This window comes from Blastococcus jejuensis, from assembly GCF_039534705.1.
Classification (GTDB): Bacteria; Actinomycetota; Actinomycetes; order Mycobacteriales; family Geodermatophilaceae; genus Blastococcus_B; species Blastococcus_B jejuensis.
Window position 1 is genome coordinate 728856 of the sequence record NZ_BAAAVV010000001.1, and the last position, 17519, is coordinate 746374.

Annotated in this window: 18 protein-coding genes and 1 riboswitch; of the genes, 6 read left to right on the forward strand and 12 right to left on the reverse strand. The window is 74.3% G+C overall.

The window, feature by feature from the left end; translation table 11 throughout:
• Positions 1 to 20: 20 nt before the first annotated feature.
• The 3 genes from ABD644_RS03535 to ABD644_RS03545 are packed head-to-tail and all read right to left on the reverse strand — an operon-like array spanning position 21 to position 938.
• Positions 21 to 347 carry a DUF3817 domain-containing protein gene (locus ABD644_RS03535; RefSeq protein ID WP_344687128.1) on the reverse strand — a complete coding sequence of 109 codons (327 nt, stop codon included), beginning with the start codon at positions 345 to 347 and terminating at the stop codon, positions 21 to 23.
• 22 nt (positions 348 to 369) lie between these two features.
• Positions 370 to 546, reverse strand: coding sequence for a hypothetical protein (locus ABD644_RS03540; RefSeq protein ID WP_344687130.1), 177 nt, complete (start codon positions 544 to 546; stop codon positions 370 to 372).
• A complete protein-coding gene (locus tag ABD644_RS03545) occupies positions 534 to 938 on the reverse strand; it encodes an ASCH domain-containing protein (protein ID WP_344687131.1) in 405 nt (134 codons plus the stop codon). The genes ABD644_RS03540 and ABD644_RS03545 overlap by 13 nt, the downstream gene beginning before the upstream one ends.
• 26 nt (positions 939 to 964) lie before the next feature.
• Between ABD644_RS03545 and ABD644_RS03550 the strand changes: the two genes are divergently transcribed.
• Positions 965 to 1495 carry a hypothetical protein gene (locus ABD644_RS03550; protein WP_344687132.1) on the forward strand — a complete coding sequence of 177 codons (531 nt, stop codon included), beginning with the start codon at positions 965 to 967 and terminating at the stop codon, positions 1493 to 1495.
• On the opposite strand, the gene ABD644_RS03555 is transcribed toward ABD644_RS03550, so the two are convergent.
• Positions 1496 to 2566: a C40 family peptidase gene (locus tag ABD644_RS03555; RefSeq protein ID WP_344687133.1), complete on the reverse strand. Its 1071-nt coding sequence runs from the start codon at positions 2564 to 2566 to the stop codon at positions 1496 to 1498.
• A 17-nt stretch (positions 2567 to 2583) separates the two neighbouring features.
• Positions 2584 to 2721: riboswitch (cyclic di-AMP (ydaO/yuaA leader) on the reverse strand.
• Positions 2722 to 2964: 243 nt separating this feature from the next.
• Between ABD644_RS03555 and ABD644_RS03560 the strand changes: the two genes are divergently transcribed.
• Together ABD644_RS03560 and ABD644_RS03565 are read left to right on the forward strand one after the other, a co-directional pair.
• Positions 2965 to 4527, forward strand: a complete 1563-nt coding sequence (locus tag ABD644_RS03560; RefSeq protein ID WP_344687134.1) for a phytoene desaturase family protein — start codon at positions 2965 to 2967, stop codon at positions 4525 to 4527.
• A 113-nt stretch (positions 4528 to 4640) separates the two neighbouring features.
• Positions 4641 to 5396: a YhjD/YihY/BrkB family envelope integrity protein gene (locus tag ABD644_RS03565; RefSeq protein WP_425547378.1), complete on the forward strand. Its 756-nt coding sequence runs from the start codon at positions 4641 to 4643 to the stop codon at positions 5394 to 5396.
• On the opposite strand, the gene ABD644_RS03570 is transcribed toward ABD644_RS03565, so the two are convergent.
• The 5 genes from ABD644_RS03570 to ABD644_RS03590 form a co-directional block, all read right to left on the reverse strand.
• Positions 5382 to 7769, reverse strand: a complete 2388-nt coding sequence (locus tag ABD644_RS03570; protein ID WP_344687135.1) for a transglycosylase domain-containing protein — start codon at positions 7767 to 7769, stop codon at positions 5382 to 5384. The genes ABD644_RS03565 and ABD644_RS03570 overlap by 15 nt on opposite strands.
• A gap of 101 nt (positions 7770 to 7870) precedes the next feature.
• Positions 7871 to 9952, reverse strand: a complete 2082-nt coding sequence (locus ABD644_RS03575; RefSeq protein WP_344687136.1) for a HelD family protein — start codon at positions 9950 to 9952, stop codon at positions 7871 to 7873.
• A gap of 96 nt (positions 9953 to 10048) precedes the next feature.
• Entirely contained in the window at positions 10049 to 10714 is a 666-nt protein-coding gene (locus tag ABD644_RS03580; RefSeq protein ID WP_344687137.1) for an acVLRF1 family peptidyl-tRNA hydrolase, read from the reverse strand.
• 16 nt (positions 10715 to 10730) lie between these two features.
• Positions 10731 to 11945: an MFS transporter gene (locus tag ABD644_RS03585; protein WP_344687138.1), complete on the reverse strand. Its 1215-nt coding sequence runs from the start codon at positions 11943 to 11945 to the stop codon at positions 10731 to 10733.
• Positions 11946 to 12190: 245 nt separating this feature from the next.
• Entirely contained in the window at positions 12191 to 14008 is a 1818-nt protein-coding gene (locus ABD644_RS03590) for a phosphoenolpyruvate carboxykinase (GTP) (RefSeq protein WP_344687140.1), read from the reverse strand.
• Positions 14009 to 14253: 245 nt separating this feature from the next.
• Between ABD644_RS03590 and ABD644_RS03595 the strand changes: the two genes are divergently transcribed.
• Positions 14254 to 14673, forward strand: coding sequence for a hypothetical protein (locus ABD644_RS03595; RefSeq protein WP_344687141.1), 420 nt, complete (start codon positions 14254 to 14256; stop codon positions 14671 to 14673).
• Here the strand turns inward: ABD644_RS03595 and ABD644_RS03600 are convergent.
• Together ABD644_RS03600 and ABD644_RS03605 are read right to left on the reverse strand one after the other, a co-directional pair.
• Complete coding sequence (locus tag ABD644_RS03600) at positions 14658 to 15170, reverse strand: SRPBCC family protein (RefSeq protein WP_344687143.1); 513 nt, start codon at positions 15168 to 15170, stop codon at positions 14658 to 14660. The genes ABD644_RS03595 and ABD644_RS03600 overlap by 16 nt on opposite strands.
• Positions 15167 to 15496, reverse strand: coding sequence for an ArsR/SmtB family transcription factor (locus ABD644_RS03605; RefSeq protein ID WP_344687144.1), 330 nt, complete (start codon positions 15494 to 15496; stop codon positions 15167 to 15169). Before ABD644_RS03605 ends, ABD644_RS03600 begins: the two co-directional genes overlap by 4 nt.
• A 72-nt stretch (positions 15497 to 15568) precedes the next feature.
• Here ABD644_RS03605 and ABD644_RS03610 point away from each other — a divergent pair, with 72 nt between their 5' ends.
• Complete coding sequence (locus tag ABD644_RS03610; protein WP_344687145.1) at positions 15569 to 15739, forward strand: hypothetical protein; 171 nt, start codon at positions 15569 to 15571, stop codon at positions 15737 to 15739.
• Positions 15740 to 15797: 58 nt separating this feature from the next.
• Positions 15798 to 16760: an NAD(P)H-dependent flavin oxidoreductase gene (locus ABD644_RS03615; RefSeq protein WP_344687147.1), complete on the forward strand. Its 963-nt coding sequence runs from the start codon at positions 15798 to 15800 to the stop codon at positions 16758 to 16760.
• On the opposite strand, the gene ABD644_RS03620 is transcribed toward ABD644_RS03615, so the two are convergent.
• On the reverse strand, positions 16761 to 17453 hold the full coding sequence (locus tag ABD644_RS03620) for a DsbA family oxidoreductase (protein WP_344687148.1): 693 nt from the start codon (positions 17451 to 17453) through the stop codon (positions 16761 to 16763).
• Between the last annotated feature and the right edge of the window lie 66 nt (positions 17454 to 17519).

Genomic DNA, 17519 nt, shown 5'->3' on the forward strand with positions numbered 1-17519 from the left:
CCGCCGCCGGCGTGCGCCGCTCAGGACGCGGGAACGGCACTCCCGACCGGGAGGTCACCGGCGCGGGTGGCGCGGCGCTCGAACCAGACGGTGGCCAGGGGCGGGATCGAGGCGAGCAGGGCGAGCAGGGTGGTGCCCCGCGACCAGCGGAGGGCCCGGCTCGCGACCAGGGCGAGGAGGACGTAGGCGACGAAGACCGCGCCGTGGATCGGGCCGAACACCTGCACGCCGATCTCGGTGGTCTGCGGGACGTACTTGACGAACATGCCGGCGAGCAGGCCGATCCAGGAGATCGCCTCGGCGATCGCGACGGCACGGAACGCGGTGGCTGCGGTACGGGGGTTCACAGCCCCGATCCTCCCCGGCCGGTCAGCGCAGGTAGGCCCGGCCGCGGGGTGATATTTCATACCCGACCGCCAGGCTGCGGGTCAGTCCCAGCTCCTTGAGCTTGCGGACGTCGCGCTTGAACGAGAGCGTCTCGCGCCCGAGCGAGGCGGCGAGGTCGGGCGCGCGGACGCCCGGCCTGTCGGCGATCAGCGCGAGCACCTGCCGCGTCCACGCCCGCCCCGGGCCGCGGCGTCCCACCGGTCCAGCCGGGCGTCGACGGCGCGGCGCTCGTCGGCCGACAGCGTGGCCTGCTCGCGCAATTCCACCCGCGGATCGGGGCCGGCAGGCCCCACCCGCAGGCGGTACACGTGCGCGCCGGGCCGCCGGTCGAGCAGCCGGTGGAGCTCGGCCAGCGAGCGGACGCCGCTCTGCACGGCGTCGTCCTCGGTCAGGCTGTCGGGGTCCACCTCGTCGACCGAGTCGATACGGACGACGCCTGCCGCCGTCCGCTGGGTGCCGCCCGGGCGCATGCGCGGGCGGTCCCAGCGGCGGAAGGCGAGGGTCACCGAGCCGTCCGCGATCCCCGCGGCGGTGGCCGGGTCGATCAGCACGACCGCATCCTGGCAGGGTCGGGCCCGTGCGGGGACTGGCCAGGCGGGAGTTCTGCCTCGTGCTGCTCCGGCGGATGGCCGACGTCCGCCCGGATCTCGTCGCCGAGGCGCTCCCGCGGCTGGGCGCCAGCCGCCGGGAGGCGCACGCCGCGCACACCCGCTGGCAGGCGCTGCAGCACTCGCCCCGGGCCCCGCGCGGCCTGGCGCTGCGCACGGCGGTGCTCGGCCCGCCCGACGAGCTCGAGGACCGCCGGTTCGGCGACCTCGACGTCCAGGTGCGCCGCTGGCCGGTGCCGCTGTGGCCGCACCTCTACTGGGAGGTGCTGACCGGCCCGGGCGGCTCGGTGCTCAACGAGCACCTGGTGCGGGCGCCGGGCTCCCCCGTCCCGCCGGCCACCGCCGACGCCCTGCTCGTGTGGGAGCACACCCTGGACGACGTCGTCGGCCTGCCCGGGGCCCGCAGCGTCGACCCGGGCGTCGTCACCCGGTGGGAGGTGGAGCTGCCCGGCGGGCGCCGGGCGGCGTTCGTCTGGGGGCTGTTGCAGCGGGTGGGGTGATCAGCCGGCGATCCGGCGAGCGCCGGCGTAGCCACCCATCGCGTCGATGCTGGCGACCTTGACGACGTCGCCGGAGGTCGGCGCGTGCACCATCTGCCCGTTGCCGATGTAGATGCCCACGTGGCTGACCGGGCTGTAGAAGAAGACCAGGTCACCGGGCTGGAGCTCGGCCCGGGAGACCGACTGGCCCATGCCGGCCTGCATGCGACTGGAGTGCGGCAGCCGCACGCCGGCGGCGGCGTAGGCGAACGCCGTCAGCCCTGAGCAGTCGAAGGAGCGCGGCCCGGACGCGGCCCAGACGTAGGGCTTGCCGCGCTGGGCCATGGCCGTGTCGACGGCGACCTGCGCCGCCTGGCTGCCGGCGACGATCGGGCCGGTGGCGGCGACGAGCTCGCTGCGGTCGTCGCGGCTGGCGCGGTCGTCCCCGTGGTGGGCGGCGACGGCGGCCTGCTGCTCGGCCAGGCTGAGCCGGTCGTAGAGCGCCTGGTAGTCGGCGATCTGCGCCTCGAGATCGGCCTGCTGGGCGGCGACGGCGTCGTAGGTCGCCTGCGCCTGCGCCGCGGCCTCCTGGGCGGTGGCCTGGGCCTGGGCCGCGGCGATGCTGGCGGTGGCGGCCACGCCGAGGACCTCGTTCTGGTGGCCGGCGACCATCTGCAGGGTGGCGACGCGGTCGACGAACTCGTCGGCCGACTCGCTGGTCATCAGCGCGCGGAAGGAGCTCATCGACTCGCCGGTGTAGGCGGTGCGGGCGATGCCGCGGACGGCCTGCTGGGCCGCCAGCAGCGCGGCCTGCGCCTGGTTGGACGCGGCGACGGCGGCCTCGGCGGCGGCGTGCTGGGCGACGAGCGTCTCGCGGGCCTCGTTGAACTGCTCGGTGACGACCTCGAGTTCGTGGCCGCGGGCCGCGACGAGCTCGGCGGCCTCGGCGGACGTGCCCGGATCGCCGGGGGCGGCCTGGGCGGGAACCCCCGCGACCAGGATGCCGACGGCCGCGACGAGAGCGAAGCCGGAGCGCAGGGCGAACCGGCGGCGGGTGGCCGCGCGCGGTGCGGCGGGGGTTGCAGTCGCCATGGTGCGGCGGCTCTCCGTTCTCGTCCACGAGCCGCCTACCGGGTTAGCTGACGGGTTCGGGCGGGAGTTCGCCCGGCGTCGCGGATGCGGCGCTGCACCCCAGTGCTTCGGTGGGTCCCCGGCCCGTCGCCTGCGAGTGCGGGCGACCGGCTCGACGGCGCCCATCCGGGTGTCACTCAGACAGTGACTGAAAGCCCCGATGGACACACGCACCGTAAGGTGCGTGACCACGCCGTGACAATGACAAAGATGTTATTTGTGGCCTTCTGCACCAACTTTCCCGAACCCTTGCGCGAACCGGTCCGTCACGGTCTCGTGACGACGGCGGTGACGCTGCGGAATCCCCGCCGGTGACGGGCCGGTGGCAGTGCCCCGGACGGGCCGGATACCGTCCGCCGGTGGAGCACAGCAGATACGACGTCGTCGTGGTCGGCGGCGGGCACAACGGCCTGGTCGCCGCCGCCTACCTCGCCCGGGCCGGCCGGTCGGTCCTCGTCCTCGAGCGGCAGGCGGCCCTCGGTGGGGCCGCGGTCAGCCGTCAGGTGTTCGAGGGCGTCGACGTCCGGCTGTCGGCGTACTCCTACCTGGTCAGCCTGCTCCCGGATCGCATCGTCGGCGATCTCGACCTCGACATCCGGCTGGCCGACCGCACGGTCGCGTCCTACACGGCGCTGACCCGTGACGGCCGCCCCGGCGGGCTGCTCGTCGAGCGGGAGGAGGGCCCGGCCACGGCCACCTCGTTCGCCGCCCTCACCGGCTCCGACGCCGAGTTCGCGGGCTGGCAGCGCTTCTACGGCCGGCTGGCCGGCCTCGCCGAGGACCTCGCCCCCACCCTGGTCGAGCCCCTGCTCGCACCGGCCGAGCTCGAGGCGCGGCTGCGCGACCCGGAGCTGTGGCACGACCTGCGGGAGCGGCCGCTGGCCGACGTGGTCGGCGACCACCTCAGCGACGACGTCGTGCGCGGCGTGGCGCTGACCGACGGGCTCATCGGCACGTTCGCCGACGTGCACGCCGCCGACGGCCTGGCCGGCCGCTGCTTCCTGTACCACCTCGTGGGCAACGGGACCGGGCAGTGGCGGGTGCCGGTGGGCGGCATGGGTGCCGTCAGCGGGGCCATGGCGGCGGCCGCGCGGCGGCACGGCGCCGAGCTGGTCACCCGGGCCACGGTGACCGCGCTCGATCCGCGCGCCGACGGCGTCACGGTCAGCTGGACCGACGACGACGGGAGGCAGCGCTCGGTGGACGCGGGACACGTGGTCTGCGGCGCCGCCCCGACCGTGCTGGCCGAGCTGACCGGGGCCGATCCCGGGCCGCGGCCGTCGGGCTCGCAGCTGAAGGTCAACATGGTGCTGGCCCGGCTGCCCCGGTTGCGGTCGGGCACCGACCCGGCGACCGCCTTCGCCGGCACGTTCCACGTCGACGAGGCCGCGAGCCAGATCGACGCCGCCTACGCCCAGGCCGCCGCCGGCCGGCTGCCCGACGTCATCCCGTTCGAGGTGTACTGCCACTCGCTGAGCGACGCGTCCATCCTCGGCCCGACCGAGCGGGCCACCGGGCACCACACGCTCACCCTGTTCGGCCTGCACACCCCCGCCGAGCTCTACCGCGACGACCCGGACGGCACGCGCGACGAGGCGGTCCGCCGGGTGGTGGCGCAGCTCGACGCGCACCTGGAGGAGCCGCTGCTCGACTGTCTGGCCCGCGACGCGCACGGGCGCCCCTGCCTGCAGGCCGCCTCACCCGTCGACGTCGAGGCGTCGTTGGGCATGCCGGGCGGGCACATCTTCCACGGCGACCTGGCCTGGCCGGTCGCCGCCACCGACGACGAGGTCGGCGGCTGGGGCGTGGCCACCGGGCACCCGCGGATCGTCGCGGCGTCCTCGGGTGGCACGGTGCGCGGCGGTGCGGTCAGCGGACTCGGCGGCTACGCGGCGGCCCGCCACCTCCTGGACCCGCGCTGACACCGGGGCCAGGCCTCCGAGCCGGCCTGGCCGACCTCGCCTCGGACATCCGGCGGCGTCTGCACGGCCGCGACCTCGCGCTCATCGCGGCCGGCCTGACCTTCTACGCGGGCATCGCCGTCGTCCCGCTGCTGGTGCTGGCGTTCGCGCTCACCGGGCTGCTCACGTCCACCGGCACCGTGCGCGAGCTCGGCGGCCGGCTGGGCGACCTGCTGCCGGCCGAGCTCGGTGCGCCGGACGCCCTCGCCCGGCTGGTCGACGCGGGCGCGCGGCTCGACCTGCTCGGTGGGGTCCTGGCCCTGCTGCCGATGTCGCTCTACGGCGAGGGGCTGCGCCGCGCGCTCCTGCGGTTCAGCGGGCGGGAGGAGGCGATGACCGCCTGGCGCGGCCGTCTCGCCGCGCTGCCGCTGCTGCTGCTCGCCCCGGTGCTGCTCTACCCGCTGCTGCTCGCCGCCGGGGTGATGGCCGACCTCGCCGACACCGGCGGGGCCGGGGCGGCACTCGGCCGCATCGCGGTCGGCTTCTACTCGGTGCTCGTCGCGTTGACCCTGCCGCTGGCCTGGGGGTTCCGGGTCGTGGGCGGGGGACGGGTGCGAGGCATCGCGCTGATCGGCGGCGCGCTGTTCACGGCGGCCTGCGTCTCAGGGTTCCTGCAGGGGTTCGTGCTGTTCCTGTCCCTGCCGCTGGACCTGGGCGCCCCGTTCGGCGGGCTGACGGTCGTCGGCGGTGTCGTCGCCCTGGGACTGTGGCTGTTCGCCCTGCACCTGGTGGTGCTCATCGGCTGGCTGGCCACGCAGGCCCTCGACGCCAGGCTGGCACGGCGGGCGCGGGACGACGCGGGTCGGGCCGGCCGCTCAGCCCCGGGGTAGCCCGGGGATCGGCGGCCACCCCGGCGGGAGCGGGATGGCCGGCAGCTCCGGATCGGGGTCGGGATCGGGATCCGGAGGCGGATCGGGGACCGGGTCCGGCGCGGGCGGCGGATCCGTCGCCGGGGGTGGGACGGGCGCCGGCTCGGGGACCGGCGGCGGCGGGACGTACCGGGAGCCGTTGCTCACCAGGATCGTGACCAGCTGGCCGGGGACGCCGCGGCCGCCCCGGGGCGGGCTGAGTTCGGTGAGCAGACCGGCCTCGAGGTCGCTGTCGACCTCGACGGTCGTGTGCGTGAAACCCCAGGCGATCAGCGCGCTGCGGCAGTCCTCGAGCGTGTTGCACCACGGCACCGGCCGGGTGTTGCCCGCCTCGACGACGGGGTCGGCGGGCGGGAACTCGCTGCTGCCGCGGGCGGTGAGGATCGGGGCCATCGCGTCGTGCCAGATGGTCGCGCCCTTGCCGCCACCGAAGCCGCCGACGTTCTCGTTCCGCTTCGGGTTGAACACCATGACGCTCGCGGCGATCTCGGGGGTGTACCCGACGAAGGCGACCGAGTAGTTGTTCTGGGTCGTGCCGGTCTTGCCCGCGATCTGGTGCCCCGGGACGTAGGCCCGGCGGCCGGTCTGCCCGCCCCAGCCGGGCTCGACGTCGCGGCGGAGCATCTGGTTCAGGGTGGTGGCGACCCCGGGCGGGATGGCCTCGGGCGTGCAGTTGCCGGTGGGGACGAGGCCGCCGCCGTCGTCGGCCAGGACCGGCTCGCCGAACCGGTCGAGCAGCTCGGTGATCGGCAGGACGTCGCACTGCGTGCCGCCGGCCGCCAGCGTCGAGTAGGCGCTGGCCAGGCCGAGCGGGCTGGTGGCGTCGGGCCCGAAGGTGAACGACCCGCGGTTCTCCTCGATCACCTGGTCGGCCAGCCCGTCGGGCCCGAACTGGTACAGGCCCATCGCCTCGGCCATCCGCACCGGCTCCTCGACGCTGCCCAGGGCGTCCTCGAGGGCGAGGAAGTAGGTGTTCGACGACTGGTAGAGCGCCGTCGTGAGATCCAGCGTCGCGCGGTAGGAGCCGGCGTTGCGGACCGGGTACGGGCCGCCGTCCTTCTTGTAGACACGCGAGTAGTACGGGTCCGACGTCCGCAGCGTGTACTGCGTCGAGTAGCCACGGGCCAGTGCGGCGGCGGCGACGAACACCTTGTACGTGGACCCGGCACCCCGGCTGGGCGCCACGTTGAGGTTGTAGGACTCCTGCGCCGGGTCGTTCCGGTCGTAGCCGAAGATCCGGTTGACCGACAGCGCCAGCAGGTGCCCGGTGCCGGGCTCGACGGCGCTGAACGTGGCCGCCTTCGAGTCGCCCATCGGCAGGGTGGCCAGCACGGCGGCGTCGCCGGAGCGCTGCAGCTCGGGGTCGAGCGTCGTCCGGATGACGTAGCCGTCGTGGTCGAGCTCGTACTGGCTGATGCCGAGCCGCTCGGTGAGGTACTGCTGCACGAAGTCGCAGACGTACGCGCCGACGCTGGCCTCGACGCAGCCCCGCCGCGGGGCCGGTTCCGGGGTGAGGGCCAGCGGGGCGGCCTTGGCCTCGGCGGCCTCGTCCGGGGTGATGTAGCCCTGCTCGGCCATGCGACCCAGCACCTGGTTGCGCCGGATGGTGGCGCCCTCGGGGTTGGAGAACGGGTCGTCGTCGGACGGGCTCTGCACCAGCCCGGCCAGCAGCGCCGCCTGGGTGAGGGTGAGGTCGGCGGCGTCGACGCCGAACAGCGCCCGGGCCGCGGGCTGCACGCCGTAGGCGTTGCCGCCGAAGTAGACGATGTTGAGGTAGCGGGTGAGCAACTCGTCCTTGCTGTAGACCTCCTCGAGCGCCATGGCGAAGCGCGCCTCGCGCAGCTTGCGGCCGAGCGTCTGCTCGGTGGCCGAGCGTCGCTCCTCGGGGGTGTCGGCGGTCTGGAGCAGGGTCTGCTTCACCAGCTGCTGGGTGAGGGTCGAGCCGCCCTCCTGCACGCCGCCGGCGGCCACGTTGGTCACCAGCGCGCGCAGGGTGCCCTGCAGGTCGAGGCCGCGGTGCTCGTAGAAGCGGGCGTCCTCGATGGCCACCATGGCGTGCTTCATGACGTCGGCGATGTCCTCCGACGCGACCGGGTCGCGGTTCTGCTCGTAGAAGGAGGTGATGACCTCGCCGTTGGCGGCCAGCATCACCGTGTTGCCCGCCGGCGGTTCGTCGGTCAGCTCGAGGGGGAGGTCGCCGAGCAGGCTGGTCGACTGCTGGGCGGCCAGCGCCGGACCGCCCACCCACGGCAGCAGCATCCCGGCCAGGAGAGCGCCCGCGACGACGACGGTCACGGCGAGCTTGAGCAGCGTCGCGAGCGCGTGCCGATCCATGACCCTCCCTCCGGGAACGGCTCACCCCAACAGAGAACGGATCGCCTCACAACCATCCGCGCCGCCGCCGGTGGGCGGGCTCGACCCTCGGAAACCTCCGGTCACGCGAGTCCCACGGCTGCGCCGTCGTCCTCGCGGTCGTCGATCAGCGGCGCCGGGAGGTCGCCGCGGTGGAGCACGACGAGGGTGCTGACCGCCCGAGTGAGGACGACGTAGAGCCGGTGCAGACCGCGCGGCTCGGCCGCCACGATCGCGGCCGGGTCGACCACGACCACCGCGTCGAACTCCAGCCCCTTGGCCAGGGTCGCCGGGACGACGGCGATGCGGGCGGCCGCGTCGCCGTCGTCGGTGAGCGCCACCGCCGGCAGCCCCGCCGCGGCCAGCAGCGCGACCACCTCGCCGACGGCGGGGTCGGCGCAGACGACGCCGATCGAGCCGGGCACGGCCGCCAGTCCGGCGACGACGTCGGCCAGCGGGCCGGCCAGGGAGCTGACCGGCCGGACGGTCAGCGAGCCCGGTTCCGAGCGGACCGCGGTGGCCGGCGGCAGGTCGGGTGCGATGACCGGGAGCAGCCGGTTGGCGTACTCGAGCACCTCGCCCGGGACGCGGTAGCCGCGGGTCAGCGGGCGGACGACGGTGCCCGGGCGGCCCAGGCCGGCCAGCGTCTCGCGCCAGTCCGACGGCGCCCACGGGCTGGTGGCCTGCGCGAGGTCACCCAGCACGGTCAGCGACCCCGCGGCCAGCCGCCGCGCGACCGCACGGCACTGCATCGGGGAGAGGTCCTGCGCCTCGTCGAGCACCACGTGGCCGTAGCCCTCGGTCCGTTCGAGCAGGCCGGCCGCCTCGTCGACCAGGACAGCGTCCGACTCGCTCCACGGCGCGGTCCGGACGCTCCGCGGCGCGGGGTCCCAGCGCAGGGCCGCCTGCTCCTCGTCGTCCAGGAGCCCGCGGGCGGCCCGTCGCAGCAGGGCGGCGTCGGTGAGCAGGGCGTGCACCAGCCCGGCGGCGTCGCGGGCCGGCCAGACGGTGTCGCAGAAGCCGCGGACCTCGGGGGTGCGGGCGGCCTTGCGCGTCTCGGCGTCGGTCGGGCTGCCGCCGGCCGCCTCCTTCTGCCGCCGGGCGTCCTCGGCCACGAGCATCGCGAGGCGCTCCCGGCCGGCGGCGTAGTGCAGCAACTGCTGGTCGTCGTCGGTGCGGCCGCGGCGGCGCAGGTCGTCGACGTAGCGCTTGAGCCGCTCGACCGGCACGCGGTACCGGCGGCCGGTCAGCGTCACCTGGACGTCGTCCACCGGCTTGGCGATCTCTCCCCACAGCGCCCGGCGCAGCACCTCGGCCATGCGGGCGTCGCCCTTGAGGACGGCGACCTGCGGCGGGTCCACCGCGCGGACCGGCACCCGGGCGGTGAGCCCGGCGACCGTCGTCTGCTCGACGTCGACCTCACCGAGCGTGGGCAGCACCTGCTCGATGTAGCGCAGGAACGCCCGGTTGGGCCCGACGACGAGGACCCCGGTCCGGCTGAGCTGGCCGCCGTGCGTGTAGAGCAGGTACGCGGCGCGGTGCAGGCCGACCGCGGTCTTGCCGGTGCCCGGTGCGCCCTGGACGCAGATCGACTCGGCCAGCGGCGCCCGCACGATGTCGTCCTGCTCCGGCTGGATGGTGGCGACGATGTCGCGCATCGGGCCGCTGCGGGGCCGCTCGATCTCCTCGCGGAGGTAGTGGCTCTCGTGCTCGTCGCCGGCACCGAGGAGCTCGTCCTCGTAGCCGGTGAGCTCGCCCCCGTCGAAGCCGAACCGGCGGCGCCGCTCCAGACCCTGCGGCTCGGCGGCGCTGGCCTGGTAGAACGGCCGGCTCATCGGCGCCCGCCAGTCGATGACGACCGGGTCACCGGCGGCGTCGCGGACGTGCCGGCGGCCGATGTGGAAGGTCTCCGTGCGCTCTCCCACCCGCCCGTCCGTGCGGCCGAAGAACGGCGGGACGTGCGGATCCGCGGCCAGGGCGCGGAGCCGTTCGGCCCGCGCGGCACCCAGGCGCTCGGAGGCCCAGGCGTCGACGCCGGCGTCGGTCACGGCGCTCGCCGCGGCGCGCATCTCGGTCAGGCAGTCGGCCGCGCGCGCCAGGTGGGCGCGCTCGGCGGTGAGGACGGGATCGGGGGACTCGGTCGACTCACTCAGAGCGGAGGACACGGTCGAAGGACGCTACGCCCCGCCGTCGGAACCGTCATCCAGCTTTCGGTACCGAAAGCTCCGGTGCGAGATCGCGCTTTCGGTACCGAAAGCTGGTCAGACGCGCTCTCCGGGTTCCACGATGTGGACGTCGACCGCGCGGAACTGCTTCGGCGTCTCGAGCAGCACGGCCTTCGTCGGCTCCCCCACGTCGAGCGCCGGCTCCTTCCGCAGCGCGGCCAGCGGCGCGAGCCGGCGATCGGCCAGCACGTCGTCGACCAGCCCGCGGTCGCCACCGGTGAACAGCGCGACCACCTCCGCGGCGTGCGGCAGCAGCACGCGGGCGGCGGTCTCGACGGCGTGCTCCACGACCGCGTCGGTCTGGTGCCCCCGGCGCCGGGCGAACCGCTGCTGCGACCACCCCCCGGCCGCCGTCCGCCCCTGCACCTGCCGGGCGTCGACCTTCGACACCACCAGATCGCGACCGTCGAAGACGCCGACCGCCCACCGGCCGCGGCGGACCAGCAGGACGGCGGCGCGCCGGGGTTCGCGGGCCGCCGCGGTGAACGACGTCAGCAGGGCCGGGCCGGGCGTCCAGTCGAACGGTGCCCGCAGCGCGACGGTCGTGCCGTCGGCGCAGGTGACCTGCACGGTGCCGTCGGCCAGCAGGACGTCGGTGAACGCGCCGTGCCGTTCGGCGACGCCGTCCAGCCAACGGCCGAGCCGCTCGGGCTCGACGCCGAGGCGACGGCCACCGCCTGCGGCGGGGCGGGGCCGGGTCACCCGCGGGCCGGCGACGTCAGCGGGCCAGTGCCGGGGAGGCGGCGTGCTCGGCCGGCACGTGCAGCAACCGCTGGAAGAGCGCGACGACCGCGGCGGCGATGCCGGCGGCGACCGTGGCCACCAGGAACGAGGCGTTCGCCCCGTAGACGTCGACGATCTTGCCCGCGACCGAGGCGCCGACCGCGACACCGAGACCCAGCGCCGTGCCGATCCACGTGAACGCCTCGGTGACCACCGCCCGCGGCACCAGCAGCTCGGCGAGGGTGAACGAGCTGATCAGCGACGGCGAGACGGCCACCCCGGCGACGACGACGAACGGGACCATGATCCAGACGTCCTCGATCAGCAGCAGCGGGACGCTGAGCAGGGTGAGCAGGATCAGGACGACGGCCAGGCGGTGCCGCAGCGGGTGGTTCCAGTGCACGGTGCCCCAGCCGATGCCGCTGGCCATCGACCCGACGGCCAGCCCCGCGATGAGCACGCCGGACAGCGCCATCGCGTTCTCCTCGTCGGCGAACGCCACCAGCGCGATCTCCAGCGTCCCGAGGATCGCCCCGACGGCGGCACCGACGACGAACAGCACGCGCAGGCCGGGGGTGCGCATGGCCGACGGGCCGTTGCGGCTCTCGTGCCCTCCGGGCGGCGGCTCGGTGCGGCGCTGCGCCGCGAAGAGCAGGGCCCCCACGGCGGCCAGGGTGAACGCGGTGACGACGCCGGAGGTCGCGTGCCCCGTCGTCGACAGGAAGGTGACCAGCACGGGGCCGACGATGAACACGAACTCGTCGACGACGGACTCCATCGCCAGCGCCGTCGGCAGCCGGTGACTGCCGCGCAGCAGGTGCGTCCACCGGACGCGGATCATCGACGAGACCGGCGGGATGCAGGCGCCCGCGATGCCGGCGGAGGCGAAGACCGTCCACAGCGGCCAGTCCTCCTTCACCGCGGCGAGGAAGCAGGCCCCGCTGACGACGAAGATCCCGAGCACCGGGAGCAGCACGCGCCGCTGACCTCGGGCGTCGGCGAGCCGGCCGAGCAGCGGGCCGGCCAGGGCGGTCGTGACCGCGCCCACGGCCGCGACCGCGCCGCCGAGCCCGTAGGACCCGGTCTCCGAGGCCACGAGCAGGACGCACCCGAGCCCGACCATGGACAGCGGCAGTCGCCCGATGAACGCGGCCAACACCATGGGCAGGGCGTGCGGGGTCCGCAGCACCTGCAGGTAGGGATTGGCCACGAGCGGGGAAGCCTGTCGTCGTACGAGTGAGGGCGACTCACGCTAACCGACGCAGTACCGCAACGCCCCGGCGACGCCTCGACATGACGGGGCAGCGCCTCCCGGGACGACGATCAGCCACCCGGAACGACGATCAGCCCCCGGAACGACGAACAGCCTGGCTGATCGGAAGGGATCCTGGCTCAGCGTCGATGGTGAGGCAGGACCCCTTACGACCAGCCAGGCTGATCATCGGGGGCTGTGGATCAGGAGGAGAGGCGGCTCTTCAGGATCTCCAGCTCGTCCCACATCGTCGTGGGCAGCTTGTCGCCGAACTTCTCGAACCACTCGGTGATCTGCGGGATCTCCGCCTGCCACTCGTCCTTGTCCACGCGCAGCGCGTGCTCCACCTGCTCCGGCGTCATGTCCAGGCCGGAGACGTCGAGCGAGTCCGCCGTCGGCACGTGGCCGATCGCGGTCTCCTCGGCCGCCGCGGTGCCCTCGATGCGCTCGATGACCCACTTGAGGACCCGGCTGTTCTCGCCGAAGCCCGGCCACAGGAAGCCGCCGCCCTCGTCGCGCCGGAACCAGTTCACGTAGAAGATCCGCGGCAGCTTGGTCGAGTCGTGCGCCTTGCCGGTCTCGACCCAGTGCCGGAAGTAGTCACCGCCGTTGTAGCCGATGAACGGCAGCATGGCGAAGGGGTCGCGGCGGACGACGCCGACGGCACCGGTGGCCGCGGCGGTCGTCTCCGAGGAGAGCGTCGCGCCCATGAACACGCCGTGGTTCCAGTCCCGGGCCTCGGTGACCAGCGGGATCGTGGTCTTGCGGCGGCCGCCGAACAGGATGGCCGAGATCGGCACACCCTTCGGGTCGTCGTACTCCGGCGCCAGGATCGGGCACTGGGTGATCGGGGTGCAGAAGCGGCTGTTCGGGTGGCTGGAGGGCTCGTCGCTCTCCGGCGTCCAGTCCCGGCCCTTCCAGTCGGTGAGGTGCGCCGGCGGCTCGTCGGTCATGCCCTCCCACCAGATGTCGCCGTCGTCGGTCAGGGCGACGTTGGTGAAGACCGAGTTGCCCTTCTCGATCGTGCGCATGGCGTTCGGGTTGGTCTCCCAACCCGTGCCCGGCGCGACGCCGAACAGGCCGTACTCGGGGTTGAGCGCGTAGAGCCGGCCATCCTCGCCGAACCGCATCCAGGCGATGTCGTCGCCGAGGGTCTCGACCTTCCAGCCCGGGATGGTCGGCTCGAGCATCGCCAGGTTGGTCTTGCCGCAGGCCGACGGGAAGGCGGCGGCGACGTAGTAGGTCTTCTGCTGCGGGCTGGTCAGCTTCAGGATCAGCATGTGCTCGGCGAGCCAGCCCTCGTCGCGCGCCATCACCGAGGCGATGCGCAGCGAGTAGCACTTCTTGCCCAGCAGCGCGTTGCCGCCGTAGCCCGAGCCGTAGGACCAGATCATCCGCTCCTCGGGGAACTGGACGATGTACTTGGTGTCGCTGCAGGGCCAGGGGACGTCGGTCTGGCCCGGCTCGAGCGGGGCGCCGACGGAGTGCATGGCCGGGACGAACGCGCGGTCGGTGCCCATGGCCTCGAGCACGTGGCTGCCGATGCGGGCCATCACGCGCATGGAGACGACGACGTACTCCGAGTCGGTCAGCTCGACGCCGAACATCGGGTTCTCGGCCTCGACCGGGCCCATGCAGAACGGGATGACGTACATCGTCCGGCCGCGCATGCACCCCCGGTACAGCTCGGTCATGACCGACTTCATCTCGGTCGGGTCCATCCAGTTGTTGGTGGGACCCGCGTCGGCCTCGTCGACCGAGCAGATGAAGGTGCGGTCCTCGACGCGCGCCACGTCGGTGGGGTCGGAGGCGCACCAGAACGAGTTGGGCTTGGCCTGCAGGCGGGTGAAGGTGCCCGCCTCGACCAGCTGTGCCGTGAGCCGCTCCCACTCCTCGTCACTGCCGTCGACCCAGACGATCCGGTCCGGCGTCGTCAGCTCGGCCATCTCCTGCACCCACGCCAGCAGCCGGGCATGGGTCGTAGGGGCGTTGTCGAGACCGGGGGTGGCCACTGAAGTCACGGCGTCTCCATCCTCTGGGGGGCCGGGGCGGAGTCCTGCACCGGCGTTGGTGCTCGCTCCGGACAACGACGGAAGGTGTCGAAGGATCCGGATCGCGTCAGGTTACCGACGTTCTAGACGTCTGTAACCGTGAGAGATGTTACGTCTAGGACGTCTTGCGTTCAGGTCGAAAGTCCCTGGCGGAGCGCGGTGTGCGCCACATCTCATGGTCTGTCGACGGGCCGGCGCCCCTATCGTGCGCGGGCATGTCACCCCGCCGGCTCCTCGTCGCCGTCTCCGCCGTCCAGCTCGCCGCGAGCGTCACCGGTCAGGTCGTGGCCCTCCGGCGCCGCCGCCACTTTGACGTGCCGTTCATGACGGGGAGCCCGGACCACGTCGGCCGGGACTCGTGGTGGTTCGGCACCGCGTACAGCGCGCCGTCCTACATGCTCGCCGCGCAGGCGTACGCGGTCGCTCGGCTCGCCGCCGGGCCCGACGACCGTGCCCGCGGCATGCTCCGGCTGCTCGGTACCAGCATGATCGGCGGCTACCTCTCGGAGCGCTTCAACCGGCAGGTGCTCACCGGCCGCGTGGTCGACCCGGTCGAGACCCCGATCGTCGTCGTCGGCTTCGCCGGGACGATCGCCATGGCCGTCGCGGGCGCGAATCGTCAGGCCGGGCGGTAGCCCGGCCCCACCTCGGCCCAGAAGGTGTCCCACTCGGCCGGCCCCGGCCGGCCGCTGACCTCGGCGTCCAGCTTGTCGAGGTACCAGTGCCAGCCGCCCGCGAAGTCGGCGACGTCGGCGTCGGCGGCGAACCACTGGCGGAACACCAGCACCGTGCCGGCGCCCTCCTCGGCCAGGTCCAGCTCGAGCCGCCAGATCTCCCCAGGGCCCGTCGTGTCGACCACCAGACGCCGCGGTGGCGCGCACTCGACGATCGTCGCCGGCGAGCCGGTGTGCTCGCCCTCCTCGTGGGTCATGAAGAACGTGCCCGCGCCACCGGGCGCCCGCTCGCCCTCGTACCGGCCGATCCACCGCGCCAGCCGCTCGGGCTCGGTCAGGGCGGACCAGACGTCGTCGATCGGGTCCGGCCAGGACCGGCGGAACTCCAGCCGCTGACGGCCGTCGGCCTCGGCCGTCACCGTCCCCCGTCGGTCCTCGGCGCTCGCGTGCTCGCTCATGACGGCCCTCCGTTCCTCGCTGCCCGCCGTCCGCGGGCGATCTCGGTGTCCAAGGCATCCAGTCGCTGGGCCCACAGGTCGCGGTAGCGCTCCAGCCAGGTGTCCAGCTCGCGCAGCGGTTGGGGGTCCAGGACGTAGAGCCGCCGCTTGCCGTCGGTGCGCACGCGCACCAGCCCGGCCTCACGCAGCACGCGGAGGTGCCGGCTGACGGCCGGCCGGCTCACCGGGAAGCGGCTCGCCAGCTCACCGGCCGAGCGCTCGCCGCCCGCGAGCAGGTCGACCAGTTCCCGCCGGATCGGGTCCGCGAGCGCCGCCAGGGACTGCACGGCACATGCGTAACACATCCGTTACGCGTTGACCAGCGGTTCGGACGGCGACGGCGCGGGCATGGGCCCGCCATGACCGATACCGACCCGCAGACCCCCGACCTCGACGAGTCGTCGGCCGACGAGACGGCGGCCGGCGGCCTCCCCCTGACCGGAGGCGTGCCCCCGGCCGACGACGCCGCGCAGGCCGACGACGACGCCGACACCGGCGAGCCGTTCACGCAGATCGCCCCGCCGACCTGATCGCAGGCGCCGGTGCACCGCCTGCGCGCCGGCGGCCGGCGCGCGGCACGATGGCCCGGTGATCCGGACGCCGCTGACCCGCTGGTTCGACCTCACCACCCCGGTGATCGGGGCGCCGATGGCCGGGGTCGCCGGCGGGGAGCTCGCGCGGGCGGTCTCGGCGGGCGGCGGCCTCGGGATGATCGGCGTCAGCGGCCGGCACACGCCTGAGTTCGTGACCGAGCAGTGCGCGATCCCGGCGGCCTCGCAGGATCCGTTCGGCGTGGGGCTGATGATCTGGACCCTCGCCGACCGGCCGGACCTGTTCGACGCCACCGTGGCCGCGCAGCCGAGCCTGGTGTCGATGTCCTTCGGCGATCCCGGGCCCTACGTCGGCCCGCTGCACGACGCGGGGATCGCCGTCGCGGCGCAGGTCAACACCCTCGCCGACGCCGCCCGGGCCGTCGACGCCGGCGTCGACGTGCTGGTCGCCCAGGGGACCGAGGCGGGCGGCCACACGGGGCAGCGCGCGCTGCTCCCGCTGCTGCAGGAGGTCCTGACCCTCACCGACCGGCCGGTCGTGGCGGCCGGCGGCATCGCCACGGGCGCCGGCATGGCGGCGATGCTCGCGGCCGGCGCCGCCGGCGTCTGGGTGGGGACGGCGCTGCTCGCCTGCACCGAGGGACTCAACGGCGCCGCCGCCCGCGAGCGGGTGCGCGCGGCCACCGGCGACGAGACCGTGCTGACCCGCGCCTTCGACGTCGCGGAGGGCATCGACTGGCCCGTGCGCTGGCCCGGCCGGGCGCTGGTCAACGACTTCTCCCGCGTCTGGCACGGCCGCGAGGACGACCTCGTCCAGGACGAGGCCGCACGCCGGCTCGTGGTCGAGGGCCGGAGCACCGGCGACCCCGCCACCGCCCCGATCTACGCGGGCGAGGCGGTCGGGCTAGTGACGGCGGAGCGCTCGGCGACCGACGTCGTCCGGCAGCTCACCGCCGATGCGGAGAAGGCGCTGGCGGCCGCGGCGAAGCTGCTCGGCTGACTAGAGCGCGCAGCCGTCGTCGCCGCAGGCGTCGGCGGCCGGAACCGTCACCAGCGGGTGGCTCTCGGCCCAGGCGCGGTCGAGGATCTGCAGCAGCAGCTCGGCGGGCTGGGCGCCGGCGGCGCCGTACGTCCGGTCGACCACGAAGAACGGGACGCCGGTCGCGCCCAGGGCCCGCGCGGTCTCTGCGTCCTGGTGCACGGCGGCCAGGTAGCGACGGTCGGTGAGGGCCTCGCGCGCCTCGCCCTCGTCGAGGCCGACCTCGGCCCCGAGCGCGACCAGCGCGTCGACGTCGAAGACCGAGCGCCCCTCCTCGAAGTGCGCGTGCAGCAGCCGCTCCTTGAGCGGACCCTGCAGTCCGCGCTCGGCGGCCAGGTGCAGCAGCTCGTGGGCGAGCAGCGTGTTGCCGCTGACGCCGTCGGCGAGGTGGTACCGCAGGCCCTCCTCGAGGGCGACCTGCTCGACCCGGGCCATGTTCGCGCGCATCGCGTCCTGGGTGGTGCCGTACTTGGCGGCCAGCGCGGGCAGCGTCGGGTGCGTCTCGCCCTCGCGAACGCTCGGGTCGAGCTGGAAGGACCGCCAGACGATCTCGACCTCGTCGCGGTGGGGGAACCGCTCGAGCGCGGCCTCCAGCCGGCGCTTGCCGATGTAGCACCACGGACACACGACGTCGGACCAGATCTCTACCTGCACGCCCGGCCCAACGCGGCGCCACCCACCTCGATTCCTTGCACGTTCAACTTCCCGGCCCGTGCGCCG